We start from the raw sequence: 16,418 nt of genomic DNA, 5'->3' as shown, positions 1-16,418 counted from the left end.
AACGCCCCTGTTGTCCAGGTCAACCGGCCGGACTCCCGGGCGTGCCAGCCGGACTGCCGGGCGTGCCAGCCAGACTGCCGGGCGTGCCAGCCAGACTGCCGGGGCGTGGCAGCCGGGGCTACGGCGTGCCGGCGAAGTGGCAGGCGGCGAGCCGTTGTCCGGCGGCGGTCGGGGTGTCGCTTTCCGGGACGAGCAGCGCAGGTGCGTCCCGGCCACAGACGTCCTGGGCGATCGGGCAGCGGGTGTGGAAGCGGCAGCCGGACGGCGGGTCGACCGGGCTCGGCGGGTCGCCGGCCAGCACGATCCGCTCCCGTCCCCGCTCGCGCGGATGGCGTACCGGCACCGAGCCGAGCAGCGCCCGGGTGTAGGGGTGCGCCGGGTCCTGGTAGACGGTGGCGGCCGGGCCGAGTTCGGCGAGCCGGCCGAGGTACATCACCGCGACCCGGTGCGAGACGTGCCGGACCACCCCGAGGTCGTGCGCGATGAAGACCAGGGCGATGCCGAGCCGCTGCTGCAACTCGGCGAGCAGGTTGACCACCTGGGCCTGTACCGAGACGTCGAGCGCGGAGACCGGCTCGTCGCAGACCACCACCCGGGGTTCGGTGGCCAACGCACGGGCGATGCCGATCCGCTGCCGCTGCCCGCCGGAGAACTCGTGCGGGAACCGCCGCATCATGTCCGGGGAAAGCCCGACCATCTCCAGCAGTTCGGCGACCCGGTCCCGGCGGGCGGTGGCGCCCCGGGCGAGTCTGTGCACGTCGAGCGGCTCGGCGACCACGTCCAGGATCGGCATCCGGGGGTTCAGCGAGGCGACCGGGTCCTGGAAGACCATCTGCACGGCCCGGCGCAGTTCACGGCGGCGGACGCCCCGGGCGGTGCCGACGTCGAGTCCGGCGTAGCGGACCTGGCCGGAATCGGGGCGTTCCAGCCCGACCAGCAGCCGGGCCAGGGTCGACTTGCCGCAGCCGGATTCGCCGACCACCCCGAGGGTCTCGCCGGCCGAGACGGTCAGGTCCACCCCGTCCACGGCGTGCACCCGGGAACGGCCGCCGAGACCGCGTCCGGCCCGGTAGGTCTTGCGGACCCCGGTGGCGACCAGCAGCGGTTCCCCGTTGGCCGGGGAGTCGGCGGTCAGCGGGCCGGAGGTGTTCGGGCCGGCGGAGACGGAGAGCGCGGTCGGCGTACCGACCACGGGAGTGGACCCGGCCGGGTCGGCGGAGGCTGGGCCGGGCCCGGCCGGGTGGTCAGACGGGGGCATCGACGGCCTCCTCGGCGTGGTGGCAGGCGGCGGTCCGACCGGGTACGGCCAGTGGCCGCCGCTCCGGCCGGGTCACCGTGCACTCCTCGGTGACCCGGTCGCAGCGCGGATGGAAGGCACAGCCGGTCGGCAGCGCCAGCAGGTTCGGCGGGCTCCCCGGGATCGGCCGGAGCCGGTCGCCGGGCTGGGCCAGATCGGGTACGGAGCGCAGCAGCGCCGCCGTGTACGGGTGGGCCGGCCCGTCGAGTACCTCGGCCACGGTGCCGGTCTCGACGATCCGGCCGGCGTACATCACCGCGACCCGGTCGGCGATCTCGGCGGCGACTCCGAGGTCGTGGGTGATCAGCAGGACGCCCATCCCGAGTTCCCGGCGCAGCCGGTCGACGAGTTGCAGGATCTGCGCCTGCACGGTCACGTCGAGTGCGGTGGTGGGCTCGTCGGCGATCAGCAGCCGGGGGCCGAGCGCGACCGCCATGGCGATCAGGATCCGTTGCCGCATGCCGCCGGAGAACTGGTGCGGATAGTCGCGTACCCGCCGATCCGGGGCCGGGATGCCGACCAGCCGGAGCAGTTCGGCGGCCTCGGTGCGGGCGGCCCGGCGGGAGAGCCCGCGGTGGAGCCGGAACACCTCGCCGAGCTGGTCGCCGATCGAGAGCACCGGGTTGAGCGCGGAGAGCGCGTCCTGGAAGACCAGCGCCATGGTCTGGCCGCGCAGCTTCCGGACCTGCTCGGGGTCGGCGCTGGTCAGGTCGTGGCCGGCGACCCGGATCTGCTCGGAGCTGACCCGCACGCCGCCGGGGTCGAGCAGGCCCATCACGGCGCGGGCGGTGACCGACTTGCCGGAGCCGGACTCGCCGAGCAGCACGAGTACTTCGCCGGCGGCGATGTCGAGGTCGACGCCGCGTACCGCCGGGACGGTGCCGCGCCGGCCGGTGAAGGTGACGTCGAGGCTCCGGACCCGCAGTGCGGCCGGCAGGTCGGCATCGGGTGACCGTCGCTGGCTTTCTACCCCGCTAGTCACTACACCTCCCGAATTTCCGTGATGTTTCCCGCCGTAACGATTTCTGTCGCCCAGCCCTTGATCTGCGCCGGAGTTGGCCAACATGTTGACACGCTGTGCCTGATCCTGGCAATCTCTGCTCCCACATCGCCGACAATCCACACCTAGATCAGGTCGCGGCGCCGAAATCCACCGCGCGCCCCGGCACCTGGCACCGACCCGAAGGAGGGAGCGGCGTGCTCGACCCGGCCCCGCGCTACACCGGATACACGTCCTACAGCTACCTGGAGGCAGGTACCGACTACCGGGAGTTCAAGCTCGCTCCGGAACTCGGCCGGGTGCCGGCGTACCAGGGCAACTCGCTGACCGACGGAGAGCGAGACCGGGTCCGCCGGCTGCTCACCGACAACGTCGTGATCTCGCTGCACGACCACCCGTCGGTCTTCCCCGAGGAGATCGGCCAGACCGTCGACTACAACCGGACCGCGCGGCACCACACCGGGTACGCCGGACTGGCCCGCTCCGGCATGACCGCCGTCTTCGACAACATGATGGACGGCACCTGCTGCGTGACCAGCCAGATGGGCTGGAAGTGGACCGACGTCATCGCCGACCTCGGGATGCGGCTGTCCGACCTGGCCCACCAGGACTACCTGATCCGGGTGGAGAAGCTGGCCGACATCCACCACGCGCACGAGACCGGCCGGATGGGCCTGGTGCTGGCCACCGAGGCGGCCACGATGATCGAGAACGAGCTGGACCGGATCGACATGCTCTACGGCTTCGGCGTCCGGCAGATGGGCATCGCCTACAGCGAGGCGAACACCCTGGGCAGCGGGCTCAAGGAGCGGGGCGACGGCGGCCTCACCTACTTCGGCGAGAAGGCCGTACGCCGGATGAACAAGCTGGGCATCGCGATCGACGTGTCGCACTCCGGGGACCGTACCTCGGCCGACGTCATCGCCGCCTCCACCAAGCCGATCTTCATCACGCACGCCGGATCGCGTACCGTCTGGCCGACCAACCGGATGAAGCCGGACGAGGTGATCCGGGCCTGCGCGGAGCGCGGCGGGGTGCTCGGCCTGGAGGCCGCACCGCACACCACGCTCTCGCCGGCCCACCCCGAGCACAGCATCGAGTCGGTGATGGACCACTTTGTGCACTGCGTCGAACTGGTCGGCATCGACCACGTGGCGTTCGGGCCGGACACCCTCTTCGGCGACCATGTCGGCCTGCACGACACCTTCGCCGCACACCTGTCCATCGCCGAGGCGCACGGCCACGTCGAGCACCCCCGGGTGCCCTATGTGGACGGGCTGGAGAACCCGGCCGAGTGCTACTGGAACATCGTCTCCTGGCTGGTCGGCCACGACTACTCGGACGACGAGATCGGCAAGGTCCTGGGGGGCAACATCATGCGCGTCCTTGAGGAGGTCTGGCACTGATGCGTACATTCCGGCGCGCCCTCGCCGTGGCGGCGGGCGCGCTCTCGATAGGGCTGGCGGCGACCGCCTGCTCACCCGGTAACCCGGACAGCCAGGCGGGCGGCGGCAGCGGCTCGGCGGACCGGATCACGATCGGCACCACCGCCGACGTGCTCAACTACAACCCGCTGGTCGGCAACAGCCGTACCGACACCTGGGTGACCAACCTGATGTATCCCCGGATGATGAGCATGGGGATGGACGGGGTGCGGTCGCCGTACCTGGCCAGCAAGTGGGAGTACACCGACGGCGGGCGGAAGGCGAAGTTCACCCTCCGGGACGACTTCACCTGGAGCGACGGGGAGAAGGTGACCGCCGACGACGTGGCGTTCACCATCGACGCCGTCGCCAAGGAGAAGATCGGCGTCGTCGCCGGGCTGATCTCGTCGTACCAGAAGTCCACCGTGATCTCCCCGACGGAGATCGAGTTCCAGCTCTCCCAGCCGGACGGCACGTTCCTGGAGAACGTCGGCTTCTGGATGCCGGTCGTACCGGAGCACGTGTTCAGCAAGGTCGGCAGCGTGCAGAAGTTCGCCAACGACAAGGACTGGGTCTCGGCCGGGCCGTACAAGCTGACCACGGTGGAGCGGGGCCAGCGGTACGTGCTGGAGCGGATGGAGAACTTCCCGCTGATCGAGGGCGGTCCGAAGACCAAGGAGGTGGTCTTCCGGGTCTTCCCGGACGTCAACACCGAGGCACTGGCGCTGCGCAACGGCGACGTCGACCTGATCGCCAACGCGCTGCCGCCGCCGCTGGCCAAGACGCTCGAAGGCGACAGCAAGCTCAAGCTGGTCAAGGTGCCGTCGCTGGGCTGGGCGCACATGCAGTACAACACCGCCCGCGAGCCGCTGGACAAGCTGGAGGTACGCCAGGCGCTGGCCGCCGCGGTCGACTACGAGGCGATCCGCCGGGTGGCGTTGCAGGGCAAGGCGGTCTCGTCGAACTCCTCGGTGCTGACCCCGACCCTGAAGCAGTGGCAGGACCCGTCCGCCAAGGAGTACGCGCACGACCCGGCGAAGGCGAAGTCGCTGCTCACCGGGGCGGGCTTCAAGGACGGCAACGGTGACGGGCTCTTCGACGGGCTCAGCCTGCGGATGATCTACGACCAGGCCGACCCGAACATCTCCAAGTGGGCGCAGCTGGTCCGGGACTCCAGCAAGGCGGCCGGGATCGAGATCAAGCTGGAGGGTCTGGAGCGGAACACCTACGTGGAGAAGTACACCGCGCGGGACTACGACATCTACGCCGGCTCGTGGGCGATCATGGAGAACCCGCCGGCCAACCTGGCGCTCGCGTTCAAGTGCAAGGGCTTCATCAACTACGCCAACGCCTGCGACCCGGAGCTGGACGCCCTGATCGACCAGGCCCGGGGGCAGTTGGACCAGGCCGGTCAGAAGGGCCCGATCCAGCAGGCCGCGAGGATGATCACCGACAAGGTGTACGACAACGTGCTCTACGTCGAGGAGTTCACCATCGCGCACTCGGCGGAGTGGTCCAACTTCCTGGTCCAGCCGAGTGAGCTGCTCTCCATCGTCAACCCCGTCTCGGTGGCCCAGGCCACCAAGGGCTGACGCGACCAGTTCGACGACGGTCGGGGCGGGCCCGCCGCACCACAGGGCCCGCCTCGACCGGCAAGCCAAGGAAGGAGAGAGAGCATGCCCGCTGGCGCCCGGTTCGTCACCCGCCGCCTGCTGCGCGGCGTACTGACCATGTGGTTCGCGGTGACCGTAACGTTCTTCCTGCTGCGCCTGCTGCCCGGCGACCCGGCCCTGGCGGTGGCGGATCCGACGATGACCGACGAACTGCGGGCCGAGCTGCTCCGCGACTACGGCCTGGACCGGCCACTGGCGGTGCAGTACTGGGAGTACCTGACCCAACTCCTGCACGGCAACCTCGGGGTGTCGTTCCGGCAGAACCAGCCGGTGCTGGACATCCTGCTGGAGCGGCTGCCCTGGACCCTGCTGCTGGCCGGTTCCGCGCTGGTGGTGACCGTGGCGCTGGGCATCCCGCTCGGCGTGGTCGCGGCGACCCGGGCCAAGGGCACCCTGGACCGGCTGATCCAGGTCGGCGGCATCACCGGCCAGTCGCTCTTCATCCCGAGCATCGGAGTCTTCCTGCTCTACGTCTTCGGGGTGGTCTTCGGCATCCTGCCGATCGGCGGCGCGATGGACGACGACGTCTACGGGCTGGCCGCGTACGGCAGCATCGCGCTGCACCTGATCCTGCCCTGCCTCTCCCTGGTGCTGGTGCAGCTCGGCTCGTACGTGCTGACCCTGCGCAGCACCCTGATCGACGCGCTCGGCGAGGACTACTGCACGCTGGCCCGGGCCAAGGGGCTGCCGAACCGGAAGGTGGTCTGGCGGCACGCGCTGCGCAACGCGCTGCTGCCGACGACCACGCTGGTCGGGTTGCAACTGGGCTTCCTGGTCGGCGGGGCGGTGCTGACCGAGTCGATCTACGCGTACCCGGGGGTCGGCCGGGCCATCTTCGAGGCCGTCGGCCAGCTCGACTTCCCGGTGTTGCAGGGCGCGTTCCTGATGCTCGCCTTCGCGGTGATCGTCGCCAACCTGCTCACCGACCTCGCCTACGGACTGCTCGACCCGAGGGTGAGGACCTCATGACGACGGAACTGGTGATGCCGTCCGGGGGCGACACGCCGCCGCCGGCCGCCGCTGCGACTCCGGCGGCCGGTGGGCTGCCGCCGTCCGAGTCGGTGGCCCGGCAGACCTGGCAGTCGTTCCGACGCAACCCGCTCGGCCTGGTCAGCGCCGGGGTGCTGATCCTGCTCGGCCTGGTCGCGCTGGCCGCGCCGCTGATCGCCGACTACCCGAGCGGGTACGGCGAGGAGGTGCTCGCCGGTCCCGGTGCCGGGCACTGGTTCGGCACCGACGACCTGGGGCGGGACGTCTTCGCCCAGGTGATCTGGGGGACCAGGGTCAGCATCGTGGTCGGCCTGGCGGCCAGCCTGCTGGCGATCGTCATCGGCGTACTGGTCGGGGTCGCGGCGGCGTACTTCCGGCCGGCCGATCTCGTACTCGGGGTGATCGTCGACGTCTCGCTGTCGCTGCCGGTGTTGCCGCTGATGATCCTGGTCGCCGCACTGGCCGGGCCGAGCGTGCCGACCCTGGTGGTGGTGATCGCGGTCTTCAGTTGGCCCGAGGTGGCCCGGGTGGTCCGCTCCCAGGGACTGGCCGTGGTGCCGATGCCGTACGTCTCGGCGGCGCACGTGATCGGCGGCTCGCACCTGTGGATCATCCGCAAACACGTACTGCCCGGCGTCGCGCCGGTCGTCGCGGTCTCGGTGGTACTGACCACCTCCCGGGCGGTGCTCTCCGAGGCGGGACTGTCGTTCCTCGGGCTCGGCGACCCGAACAGTTGGTCCTGGGGGACGATCCTGCACCAGGCGCAGCGCTCCGGCTCGCTCGCCACCGCCTGGTGGACCACGCTCTTCCCGTCGCTGGCCATCCTGCTGCTGGTGGTGGCGACCACCCTGCTCGCCGTGGCGTACAACGACGCCCGCAATCCGAGGACGAGGTGACGAGCCGGTGCGACTGGCTGCTTCCTTCTACTCCAGCCTGCACGAGACCGTCCGAGCCGAACTGGACCGGGCCGGGCTGGACGCGCTGCTGCTGGACGATCCGCTCGACGTGGCGTACCTGACGGGTTTTTCGCACTTCCCCAACGAGCGCCCGGTCGCCGCCTACCTGGCCCGGGACGGCGCCGTGCTGCTGCTGGTCCCGGACCTGGAGCGGGAGTACGCCGCCGACCAGCGGGCCGCCGCCGAGCTGGTGGTCTATCCGGAGTTCCCCGGCGAGCGGAGCCCGTGGGCGGTGCTCCGGGACGCGGTGCCGACCCCACCGGTCCGGGCCGGCTATGCCCCGTCCACCACGGTGGCCCGGGTCGGCGGGATCGGCCGGGCCTTCCCCGGTACCGCCTGGGAGCCGAGTGACCTGGTCGGGGCGCTGCGGCTGCGCAAGACGCCGGAGGAGATCGCCCTGCACGCCGAGGCGGCCCGGATCGCCGACTCGATGCTGGCCGAGGGCGTCCGGCTGGTCGCCGACGCGGTGGCCGGCGGTGCCGAGCTACCCACCGAGACGGAGCTGGCCGGCCACGTCACCCGGTACGGCGCCGCCAGGATGTACGCCGAGCACGACGACGTCGTGGTGGTGCCGATGCTCACCGGCGGCCTGGTCTACGGCGGCCCGAACTCGGCCCAGCCGCACCGGCTGCCCGGCGGGGACCGGCTGCGGCACGGCGAGCCGTTCATGCTCTCCCTCGGCTGTGCGGTCGGCGGCCGGTTCGTGGAGAGCGAACGGACCTTCCTGCTCGGCGAGCCGACCGCCGAGCAGCGCCGCTACTACGAGGTGGTCCGGCAGGCGCAGCAGGTCGGCACCGAGGCGCTGCGCCCCGGCACCCGCTGCGTGGACGCCAACCGGGCCTGTCTGGACGTGATCCGCCGGGCCGGGCTCGGCGAATACCTGCGGCACCGGCAGGGGCACGGGATCGGGCTCGGCTTCCACGAGCCGCCCTGGGTGGCCGACGGCGACGACACGGTGCTGGCGCCCGGGATGGTGCTCTCCAGCGAACCCGGGGTGTACGTGCCCGGCCACGCCGGCTACCGGATCTCGGACACGGTACTGGTGACCGACGACGGGCCGCGCCGGCTCACCAGCTATCCCCGGGACCTCGACGAGATCGTGATCGGAGCATGAGCATGACCGTGACCAGCGAACCGACGATGGTGGAGATCAACGGCAACCGGCTCAACGTGCTGGTACTCGGCGACGACGCGCCGGGGAGGGGCGCCGCGCCGGGGAAGCCGGTGATGATCGTGCACCACGGGGCGCCGGGGCTGGGTTCGATGGCCGAGCCGAGGGCGTCCTTCGCGGCCTTCACCGACGAGTACCGGGTGCTGGTCTTCGACGCGCGGGGTTCGGGGGCGAGCGAGGGGAACGGGCCGTTCAGCCACGAGCAGTGGGCGGCCGACGTGGACGGGCTGCGGGAGTGGATCGGCGCCGAGCGGATCGTGATGGCGGGCGGCTCGTACGGCGGTTTCGTCTCGATGGAGTACGCGATCCGCTATCCGGACCGGGTGACCGCACTGGTACTCCGGGACACCGCCGCCGACAACGCCAACCAGGAGCTGGCGCTGCGCAACGCGCTCGCCTCGGCACGGGTGGAGATCGACCGGGTGAAGTTGGACCGGATCATGTCCGGCACGGTCCGGGACGACGACGACCTGCGGGACTGCTGGGCGGAGATCCTGCCGCTCTACGACCACGACCTAGATTGGGACAAGGTACGGCAACGCGTCGAAAGCACCCCGTACCGGTACGCCACGCACAACTTCGCATTCGCCGTCAACCAGCCCAACTACGACATCAAGTCGTTGCTCCCGGGGATCTCCTGCCCGACCCTGGTCACCGTGGGTCGACATGACTGGATCACGCCGGTGGAATGCAGCGAAACCATCGCCGGACTGATCCCGGACGCGAAACTGGTGGTCTTCGAGCACTCCGGGCACTCCCCGCAGTTGGAGGAGGCCGAGCGGTTCCAGCAGGTCGTCCGGGAGTTCCTGGCCGGCGTACCGGCGCTCCGGGCATGATCCCGGGCGAGACCTACGACCTCGATCCGACCGACCGGCGCATCGTCGCCGCGCTCCAGGTCAACGGGCGGGCGAGTTGGACGGAGATCGCCCAGCTCACCGGTACCTCGGTGACCACCGTGGCCCGGCGGGCGCAGCAACTCTTCGCCGACGGGCTGGTCAAGGTCGCCGCCGCGCCGCAGCCCGGCGGCGGGCCGGCCGACCTGCTGATCGTACGGATCCGCTGCGCGGCGGGGAGTCAGCTCGCCGCCGCGCAGGCGCTGGCCGCGATGCCGGAGATCCGCTTCGTCGCACTGGTCACCGGGGTGTACGACCTGGTGGCCGAGGTGTTGGTGCCGAAGGGGACCAGCCTGCACAGCGTGCTGCTCAACGGCTTGCAGAAGATCCCCGGAGTGCAGGGCAGCGTCGCCGACCTGAACCTGCACACCTACAAGTCGACCCACGAGTGGTCCCGGCACCTGCTCGGTACCGAACCCCAGCTCGTCGCCCCGCCGCCAGTGCACGACTGCCCCCCGGCGCACCTCGACGACCTGGACGAACGGATCATCGCGGCGCTGCGCGAGGACGGCCGGAACAGCTTCCAGGCGGTGGCCGGCGGGCTGTCGGTCAGCGAGAGCACCGTACGGCGGCGGTTCGAGTCGCTGTACACCGCGGGCTGCGTACAGGTGATCACGCTGATCCCGGCGACGGCGCTCGGCTTCGAGGCGGAGATCTTCTTCTGGCTCTCGGTGGCGCCGTCCCGGCTCGACGGGGTGGCCCGGGAACTCGCCGCGCTGCGCGGCGTCCGCTACGTCGCCGCGACGCTCGGGCAGGAGTCGCTGATGTGCGAGGTGATCCTGCCGACCCACGCCGACGTCTTCGAGTTCACCACCAAGACCCTCGGCGGGATAGACGGCATCCACGCGTGGACCGCCGGGGTGCAACTGCTCACCGTCAAGCGGGGCTTCGTGATCACTCCCTGGGCCGCCCGGCGACTCGCCGCCGAAGGCATGGCCGGCGAGCCCATCCCCGCCGACCTGGTCCCCTCCCAGCCAACCGCCGGCACCCCACCCCCCGGCCCCAAGACCACCCGCACCCGCCGCACCTCTGCCTGACCGTGGCGCTGCTTCCCGGAAGTAGTGCCTTCGGACGCTGACGGAGGCCACTACTTCCCGGAACAGCGCGATCTTGTGCCCGGCACGAGCGGGCGGGGGTCACCAGGGGCCGAAGGCCCGGTCGCCGGTGGCCGAGATCGAGGCGCAGAGTTCGTCCAGGTCGGCGCCGGTGGTTTCGGCCAGCGACCGGACGGTCAGCGGGATCAGGTACGACGCGTTCGGCCGTCCCCGGTGCGGCATCGGCGTCAGGTAGGGCGCGTCGGTCTCCACCAGGATCTGGTCCAGCGGGGTGATCCTGGCGGCCTCGCGCAGCTCGGCGGCGTTGCCGAAGGTGACCGTACCGGCGAAACTCAGCAGGTAGCCGCGCCGGACGCACTCGGCGGCGAACTCGGCGTCTCCGGAGAAGCAGTGCAGCACCACCGTCTCCGGGGCACCCTCCGAGTCGAGGATCCGCAGCACGTCCGCGTGCGCGTCCCGGTCGTGGATCACCAGCGGCTTGGCGTACCGCTTGGCGATCGCGATGTGTGCCCGGAAACTCGCCTCCTGGGCCGCCCTGCCCTCGTCCCCGGTACGGAAGAAGTCCATCCCGGTCTCGCCGATCCCGCGTACCCGGTCCTCGGCGGCCAGTGCCTCGATCTCCCGCAGCGCCTCGTCCAGGTCGGCCAGTCGGGGCGCCTCGTTCGGGTGCAGCGCCACCGTGGCGACCACCGCCGGCTGCCGCCGGGCCAGCTCGGCACCCCAGCGGGAGGACGCCACGTCGACGCCGACCTGCACCAGCCGGTCCACTCCGACCTGGGCGGCCAGCTCGACGGCCGCCGCCACCGGATCGTCCGGCCGACCGTTCCACGGCGGGGTGCCGGACTCGGCGAGGGTGATGTCCAGGTGGGTGTGGCTGTCCATCACCGGCCCGGGCAGTGGCTCCGGCACCGGCGGAAACTCCCCCGCCCGGCGGGCGGCCCGCGCACGGCGGCTCTCGGTTGGCTGGCTCATCGCCGCCAGCATCACATATCGGTCCGGCGTCGCGGGCTCGGGAGTACCGGATGGGGTGGTCGCCCGCCCCGATGCCGGTCGCGGGGGTTGGCGGCCGGGGTGGTGGGCGTCGGCCGAACCGGCGGGGAGGGGCGGCCGAACCGGTCCCGCCGGTCGGCCGAACCGCCAGTTAGCGCTCCGCGCCGCCCGGGCAACCCCGGTCGGTAACCCACTGTTCACCGCTCCGGTACGGATCAGTCTTAGCGTCGGCGCGGTGAGCGTGTCCCCGCCGGCCAGTGCGGTGCCAGAGACGCCGGCCGGACTCCGTGTCCGGTACGGCGGAGCCGTGCACCCGGCCGAGGAACTCGCCCGAGGTGCCGCATACGAGCTGTTCAGCACCGATCCCGTGCCCGGCTTCGCACGGGACCGCCGCCCCGACGCCCGCTACCCCTACCACCGGTACGCCCACGCCAGCGAGGTCGGGGTGCTCCCGGACGCCCGGGTGACCGGCGGTGGTGCCGGTCCGGGCGAGCGGGCGAACGGTCTCGGTGTCCCGGACACCCCGCTGACCGCACCACTGCACCGGGTCTGGGGCTGGTCCGACATCCACGGCCTCAGCCAGAGCCCCGCGGCGGCCGAGGACCCGGTGCTGGTCTCGGTACGCGAGTCGGCGACCGTGCAGCGGGGCAGCCAGATGGTCAAGGCGCTCTCCGCCCAGCAGTTCGCCGGGTTCCTGCTGCGCGGCTGGCTGCCGTACGGCTTCTGCTACCGCGAGTACGACGTGGCGCACCTGCGCACGCCGACCGACCAGATGCTGCTGCGTACCGACTCGGAGGCGGGGCGGGCGGTGCCCGAGGTCGCGTACCTGCTGCGCTGGCGGGCGACCGACCCGATCGACTACGTCGCACCGTTGGCCGCCGAACACCACGGTCTGATGACGATGCCGCCGCACGACCGGGTCGGGCCACCGGTGCTCGGCACCGGGTTCACCCCGAGCGGGCGGCACCTGATCCCGGAGTTCGTCACCCGGGACCTCGCCGACCTGCCGCTGCCGGCGAACGCGGCCCTGCTGGCGCACACCCCGGACGGGGACGAGGTGGTGCTCTACACGTACCAGCCGGAGCAGCGCGGCTGGCTGCGGATGGCCGGGCCGCGCTGGCGGCACCTGCTGGCCGTGGTGCCCGGGGTGTCACCCGACCAGGAGTACGTCTCGACCAGCGACGCGATCCGGTCCACCCTGCTGATCGGCGGCTACCGGGGGCAGGAGCACGAGGCGGTCGCCGACCCGCCCGGCGAGTTCCGGGTGCTGGCGATGACCCGGGCGGCCCGCTATCCGGTGGATACCCTCACCCGCCGCGCCCGGTACGTCATCTGGCGCGACAGCCGCTGCCTCGTACTCCGCGAGGAGGGCGGCTGGCTGCGGGTACGGCTCTGTCGACCCGACCCGGACAACGTCGCCGCACTCGGTGCGCAGTGCTACGAGCGCGGGGTCTACGAGTCGTGGGCGCCGGCGGTCGAGGTCACCGACGACCAACTCCTCGACGTGCCGTACACGTTGTAAGACGCCTCACCCGCTCTGCGACGCCTCGGCCCAGACGCGCGCGAAGGTGAGGTCACCTGGACGCCAGATGCGTTACCCAGGCCGCGTAGCGCCTCTGTCGTCCAGGTGACGGTCGTCAGCCAACGGCACCGCCGGAGCGGAGGTATCGGAGGTGGCTGCGTCTGGTTCCACGTCCGATCACCGTGATCCGCGGGGCGGTGGGAGGTCAGAGTTTGCGGAGCACCACGCCGCACTCGGTGGCGCGCGGGTTCTCCGGGGGCGACTCCAGGTAGGGCCGCAGCGGCTCGTCGACCTGCGCCAGTCGCGGCTGGTCGGGGTCGGGTCGCCAGTCGACGACCTTGACCAGCCCTGGTTCCACCGTCTCCACCGGCGCCAGCCCGCGCAGCAGCTCGGTGACGTCGACCACGGTACGGTTCTTCCAGGCCAGGCCGAGACGTTCGGACATCTCGTTGCCCTCCTCGACCGCCGCCCGGTCCACCCCACACACCTGGGAGAACGCGAGATAGCTGCCGGGCGCGAGCGCCGCCCACACCGTCTCGAACATGTTCCGCAGTGACGCGTCGTCGACGATGGAGTGGCCGATCGACAGGAACAGCGCGGCCACCGGCTCGGCGAAGTCGATCAGCTTCCGGGTCTCGGGGTCGTCGACGATCCGCTGCGACTCGGTCATGTCCGCCGCGATCACCGTGGTGGTGCGATCGTCGGCGAGCAGCGCTCGGCCGTACGCCAGCACGATCGGGTCATTGTCCACGTAGACCACGTGCGCGTCCGGCTGGAACCGCTGGGCCACCTGGTGCACGTTGGACTGGGTCGGCAGCCCGCTGCCCATGTCCAGGAACTGCCGGATCCCGGCGTCCCGGGCCAGGAAGCGCACCAGCCGGTAGAGGAACAGGCGGTTGTTCCGGGCCTCGGTCGCCCCCTCCGGAAACTGCTTGTGCACCGCCAGCACCGCCGCCCGGTCGACCGGGAAGTTGTCCTTGCCACCGAGGCAGTAGTCGTACATCCGGGCCGGCGTGGGCACGTCCTGCCGGATCGAGGGCATGCTTCCGTCATTGGGCGCGGTCACGACACCAGCTCCACGATCGACAACCGTCTCTGACTCGGGGGGAGAAGAAGACGAATCGTACCGGCCGGCCGGTTCAGTCGACGAGTCGGGCGAGTTCCTCGTCCACGATGGAGGGATCGAGCTTGCGGAAGACCGGCTTGGGTGCGGCCAGTGCGCGACCGGCCTCGACCGGTACCGACTCCCACTTGGCCCCGACCGTGTAGTCCCCGGTCAACACCGGGTACGCCGGCCCGCCGTCCAGGTCGTCGACCTCCACGATCGACGGCATCGGCGCGTGTACGCCGGTACCGCCGAGCAGCTCGTGCACCCGCTGCGCCGAGTGCGGCAGGAACGGCGTGAGCAGCGTGTTGGCGTCGCTGACCACCTGGAGCGCGACGTGCAGGATGGTGCCCATCCGGGGCTTGTCGGCCTCGCCCTTCAGCTTCCAGGGGGCCTGCTCGGAGAGGTATTTGTTGGCCTCGGCGACCACCCGCATCGCCTCGCCGATCGCCTGCTTCTGCCGGTGCTTGGCGATCAGCTCGCCGACGGTGCCGAACCCGGCCCGCGCGGCGGTGAGCAGCGCCTCGTCAGCCTCGGTCAGCCCGGCCGGGTCGATCGGCGGGATCGCGCCGAAGTTCTTCGCCGCCATCGAGATCGAGCGGTTGACCAGGTTGCCCCAGCCGGCGACCAGCTCGTCGTTGTTGCGGCGCAGGAACTCCGCCCAGGTGAAGTCGGTGTCCTGGCTCTCCGGGCCGGCGACGGCGATGAAGTAGCGCAACGCGTCGGCGTCGTACCGGGCCAGGAAGTCGCGTACGTAGATCACGACCTGCCGGGACGAGGAGAACTTCTTGCCCTCCATGGTCAGGAACTCGCTGGAGACCACCTCGGTCGGCAGGTTGAGCCGGCCCAGGTCGCCGGGCTCGCCGCCCCGGTCACCCTCGCCGTCGTAGCCGAGCAGCAGCGCCGGCCAGATCACCGAGTGGAAGACGATGTTGTCCTTGCCCATGAAGTAGTAGCCCCGGGCGTCTCCGCCGACCCCGTCGGCACCGCCGGAGGAGCCCTGGGCGTCCGTTGGTGTCCAGAAGCGGCGCCACGCCTCGGGGTCGCCGGAGCGCCGGGCCCACTCGATGGAGGCGGAGAGGTAGCCGATCACGGCGTCGAACCAGACGTAGATCCGCTTGTCGCCGCGGTCGCGCCAGCCCTCAAGGGGAATCGGCACGCCCCACTCCAGGTCCCGGGTGATCGCCCGGGGCTGGAGGTCGTCCAGCAGGTTCCTGGAGAATCGCAGTACGTTCGGCCGCCAGCCCTCCCGGCTGTCCAGCCACTTCGCCAGCGCCTGGGCGAAGGCCGGCAGGTCGAGGAAGAAGTGCTCGGTCTCGACGAACTGCGGTGTCTCACCGTTGATCTTCGAGCGGGGGTTGATCAGGTCGATCGGGTCGAGCTGGTTGCCGCAGTTGTCGCACTGGTCGCCCCGGGCGTGCTGGTAACCGCAGATCGGGCAGGTGCCCTCGATGTAGCGGTCCGGCAGGGTACGCCCGGTGGACGGCGAGATCGCCCCCATCGTGACCTTGGGCACGATGTAGCCGTTGCGGTGCAGCGTCTCGAACAGCTCCTGCACCACCGCGTAGTGGTTGCGGGTGGTGGTCCGGGTGAAGAGGTCGTAGGAGAGGCCCAGCCCGTGCAGGTCCTCGACGATCACCCGGTTGTAGCGGTCGGCCAGCTCGCGCGGGGTCACCCCCTCCTTGTCCGCCTGCACCTGGATCGGCGTGCCGTGCTCGTCGGTGCCGCTGACCATGAGCACGTCGTGGCCGGCCATCCGCATGTACCGGCTGAACACGTCGGAGGGGACCCCGAAGCCGGAGACGTGGCCGATGTGGCGCGGGCCGTTGGCGTACGGCCAGGCAACCGCCGCGAGAACGTGACTCATGAGAAGCAAGCCTAGTGACCACGGTCCGAGTACCGCGAACCAACGCCGTACCCCGGGCCGACGGCGCAGCGCGGGGCGGGCCGGCGACCGGGCATCGACGGTTGTTTAGCGGAAAGATCGCCTAACCTGCCAATATTCAGACCGATATCCGACTTTTTTCTCCTTCGACACGCGTGCCGGGCTGCCCGGCCGAGCCGGATCAGCGTTGTCCAATGGACGGGTGACGGGCCACGAGGGTGGGCAGCAAGCAGCGGAAACGCGCCCTTCCAAGGCCGAGCCCGATCCGCCGCCACCGCCCGAACCCGCGCCGCCACCGCCCGGACCCGGGGCCGTATCGACCGGAGCCGCGCCCGCATCGGCTGAGCCCGGGGCCGTGTCGGCCGGACCCAGGGCCGTGTCGGCCGACGAGCCACCACCCGCCGAGGCGATCTCACCGGTCCAGCCCGCCGAGGCCAGCGGCACCGCCCAGCCCGCC

The 16,418-nt window shown here is 71.1% G+C and carries 13 protein-coding genes; 8 read left to right on the top strand and 5 right to left on the bottom strand.

All coding sequences use genetic code 11. The features are described from left to right. Window positions 1-118 precede the first annotated feature (118 nt). Entirely contained in the window at window positions 119-1,258 is a 1,140-nt protein-coding gene (locus Pma05_RS15370) for an ABC transporter ATP-binding protein (RefSeq protein ID WP_203858092.1), read from the bottom strand. Beyond that, window positions 1,245-2,363, bottom strand: coding sequence for an ABC transporter ATP-binding protein (locus tag Pma05_RS15365; RefSeq protein ID WP_203858091.1), 1,119 nt, complete (start codon window positions 2,361-2,363; stop codon window positions 1,245-1,247). Before Pma05_RS15365 ends, Pma05_RS15370 begins: the two co-directional genes overlap by 14 nt. 131 nt (window positions 2,364-2,494) lie before the next feature. Here Pma05_RS15365 and Pma05_RS15360 point away from each other — a divergent pair, with 131 nt between their 5' ends. The 7 genes from Pma05_RS15360 (at window position 2,495) to Pma05_RS15330 (ending at window position 10,441) form a co-directional block, all read left to right on the top strand. Beyond that, the gene (locus Pma05_RS15360; protein ID WP_203858090.1) at window positions 2,495-3,703 is read left to right on the top strand and encodes a dipeptidase; all 1,209 of its coding nucleotides are present in this window, start codon (window positions 2,495-2,497) and stop codon (window positions 3,701-3,703) included. Then, window positions 3,703-5,313: an ABC transporter substrate-binding protein gene (locus tag Pma05_RS15355; RefSeq protein WP_203858089.1), complete on the top strand. Its 1,611-nt coding sequence runs from the start codon at window positions 3,703-3,705 to the stop codon at window positions 5,311-5,313. The genes Pma05_RS15360 and Pma05_RS15355 overlap by 1 nt, the downstream gene beginning before the upstream one ends. Before the next feature lie 84 nt (window positions 5,314-5,397). Beyond that, the gene (locus tag Pma05_RS15350; protein WP_203858088.1) at window positions 5,398-6,363 is read left to right on the top strand and encodes an ABC transporter permease; all 966 of its coding nucleotides are present in this window, start codon (window positions 5,398-5,400) and stop codon (window positions 6,361-6,363) included. Beyond that, entirely contained in the window at window positions 6,360-7,280 is a 921-nt protein-coding gene (locus Pma05_RS15345) for an ABC transporter permease (protein ID WP_239312424.1), read from the top strand. Before Pma05_RS15350 ends, Pma05_RS15345 begins: the two co-directional genes overlap by 4 nt. Window positions 7,281-7,287: 7 nt before the next feature. After that, the gene (locus Pma05_RS15340; RefSeq protein ID WP_203858087.1) at window positions 7,288-8,454 is read left to right on the top strand and encodes a M24 family metallopeptidase; all 1,167 of its coding nucleotides are present in this window, start codon (window positions 7,288-7,290) and stop codon (window positions 8,452-8,454) included. A gap of 2 nt (window positions 8,455-8,456) precedes the next feature. Further along, window positions 8,457-9,347, top strand: a complete 891-nt coding sequence (locus Pma05_RS15335) for an alpha/beta fold hydrolase (protein WP_239312422.1) — start codon at window positions 8,457-8,459, stop codon at window positions 9,345-9,347. Continuing rightward, entirely contained in the window at window positions 9,344-10,441 is a 1,098-nt protein-coding gene (locus Pma05_RS15330) for an Lrp/AsnC family transcriptional regulator (RefSeq protein ID WP_203858086.1), read from the top strand. The genes Pma05_RS15335 and Pma05_RS15330 overlap by 4 nt, the downstream gene beginning before the upstream one ends. A gap of 99 nt (window positions 10,442-10,540) precedes the next feature. Here Pma05_RS15330 and Pma05_RS15325 read toward each other — a convergent pair whose 3' ends face one another. Beyond that, entirely contained in the window at window positions 10,541-11,443 is a 903-nt protein-coding gene (locus Pma05_RS15325; protein ID WP_203858085.1) for a TatD family hydrolase, read from the bottom strand. 241 nt (window positions 11,444-11,684) lie between these two features. Here Pma05_RS15325 and Pma05_RS15320 point away from each other — a divergent pair, with 241 nt between their 5' ends. Beyond that, on the top strand, window positions 11,685-12,971 hold the full coding sequence (locus tag Pma05_RS15320; RefSeq protein ID WP_203858084.1) for a hypothetical protein: 1,287 nt from the start codon (window positions 11,685-11,687) through the stop codon (window positions 12,969-12,971). A 205-nt stretch (window positions 12,972-13,176) separates the two neighbouring features. Here the strand turns inward: Pma05_RS15320 and Pma05_RS15315 are convergent, their stop codons facing one another. Continuing rightward, window positions 13,177-14,037 carry an SAM-dependent methyltransferase gene (locus Pma05_RS15315; RefSeq protein WP_203858083.1) on the bottom strand — a complete coding sequence of 287 codons (861 nt, stop codon included), beginning with the start codon at window positions 14,035-14,037 and terminating at the stop codon, window positions 13,177-13,179. A gap of 73 nt (window positions 14,038-14,110) precedes the next feature. Next, window positions 14,111-15,943, bottom strand: coding sequence for a methionine--tRNA ligase (gene metG / locus Pma05_RS15310; protein WP_203858082.1), 1,833 nt, complete (start codon window positions 15,941-15,943; stop codon window positions 14,111-14,113). Between the last annotated feature and the right edge of the window lie 475 nt (window positions 15,944-16,418).

Origin of the sequence: Plantactinospora mayteni, assembly GCF_016862935.1 — a bacterium.
GTDB classification, from domain to species: Bacteria; Actinomycetota; Actinomycetes; order Mycobacteriales; family Micromonosporaceae; genus Plantactinospora; species Plantactinospora mayteni.
Note: the sequence above shows the minus strand (reverse complement) of the source record. Positions and strands in the feature narration are given on the sequence as shown.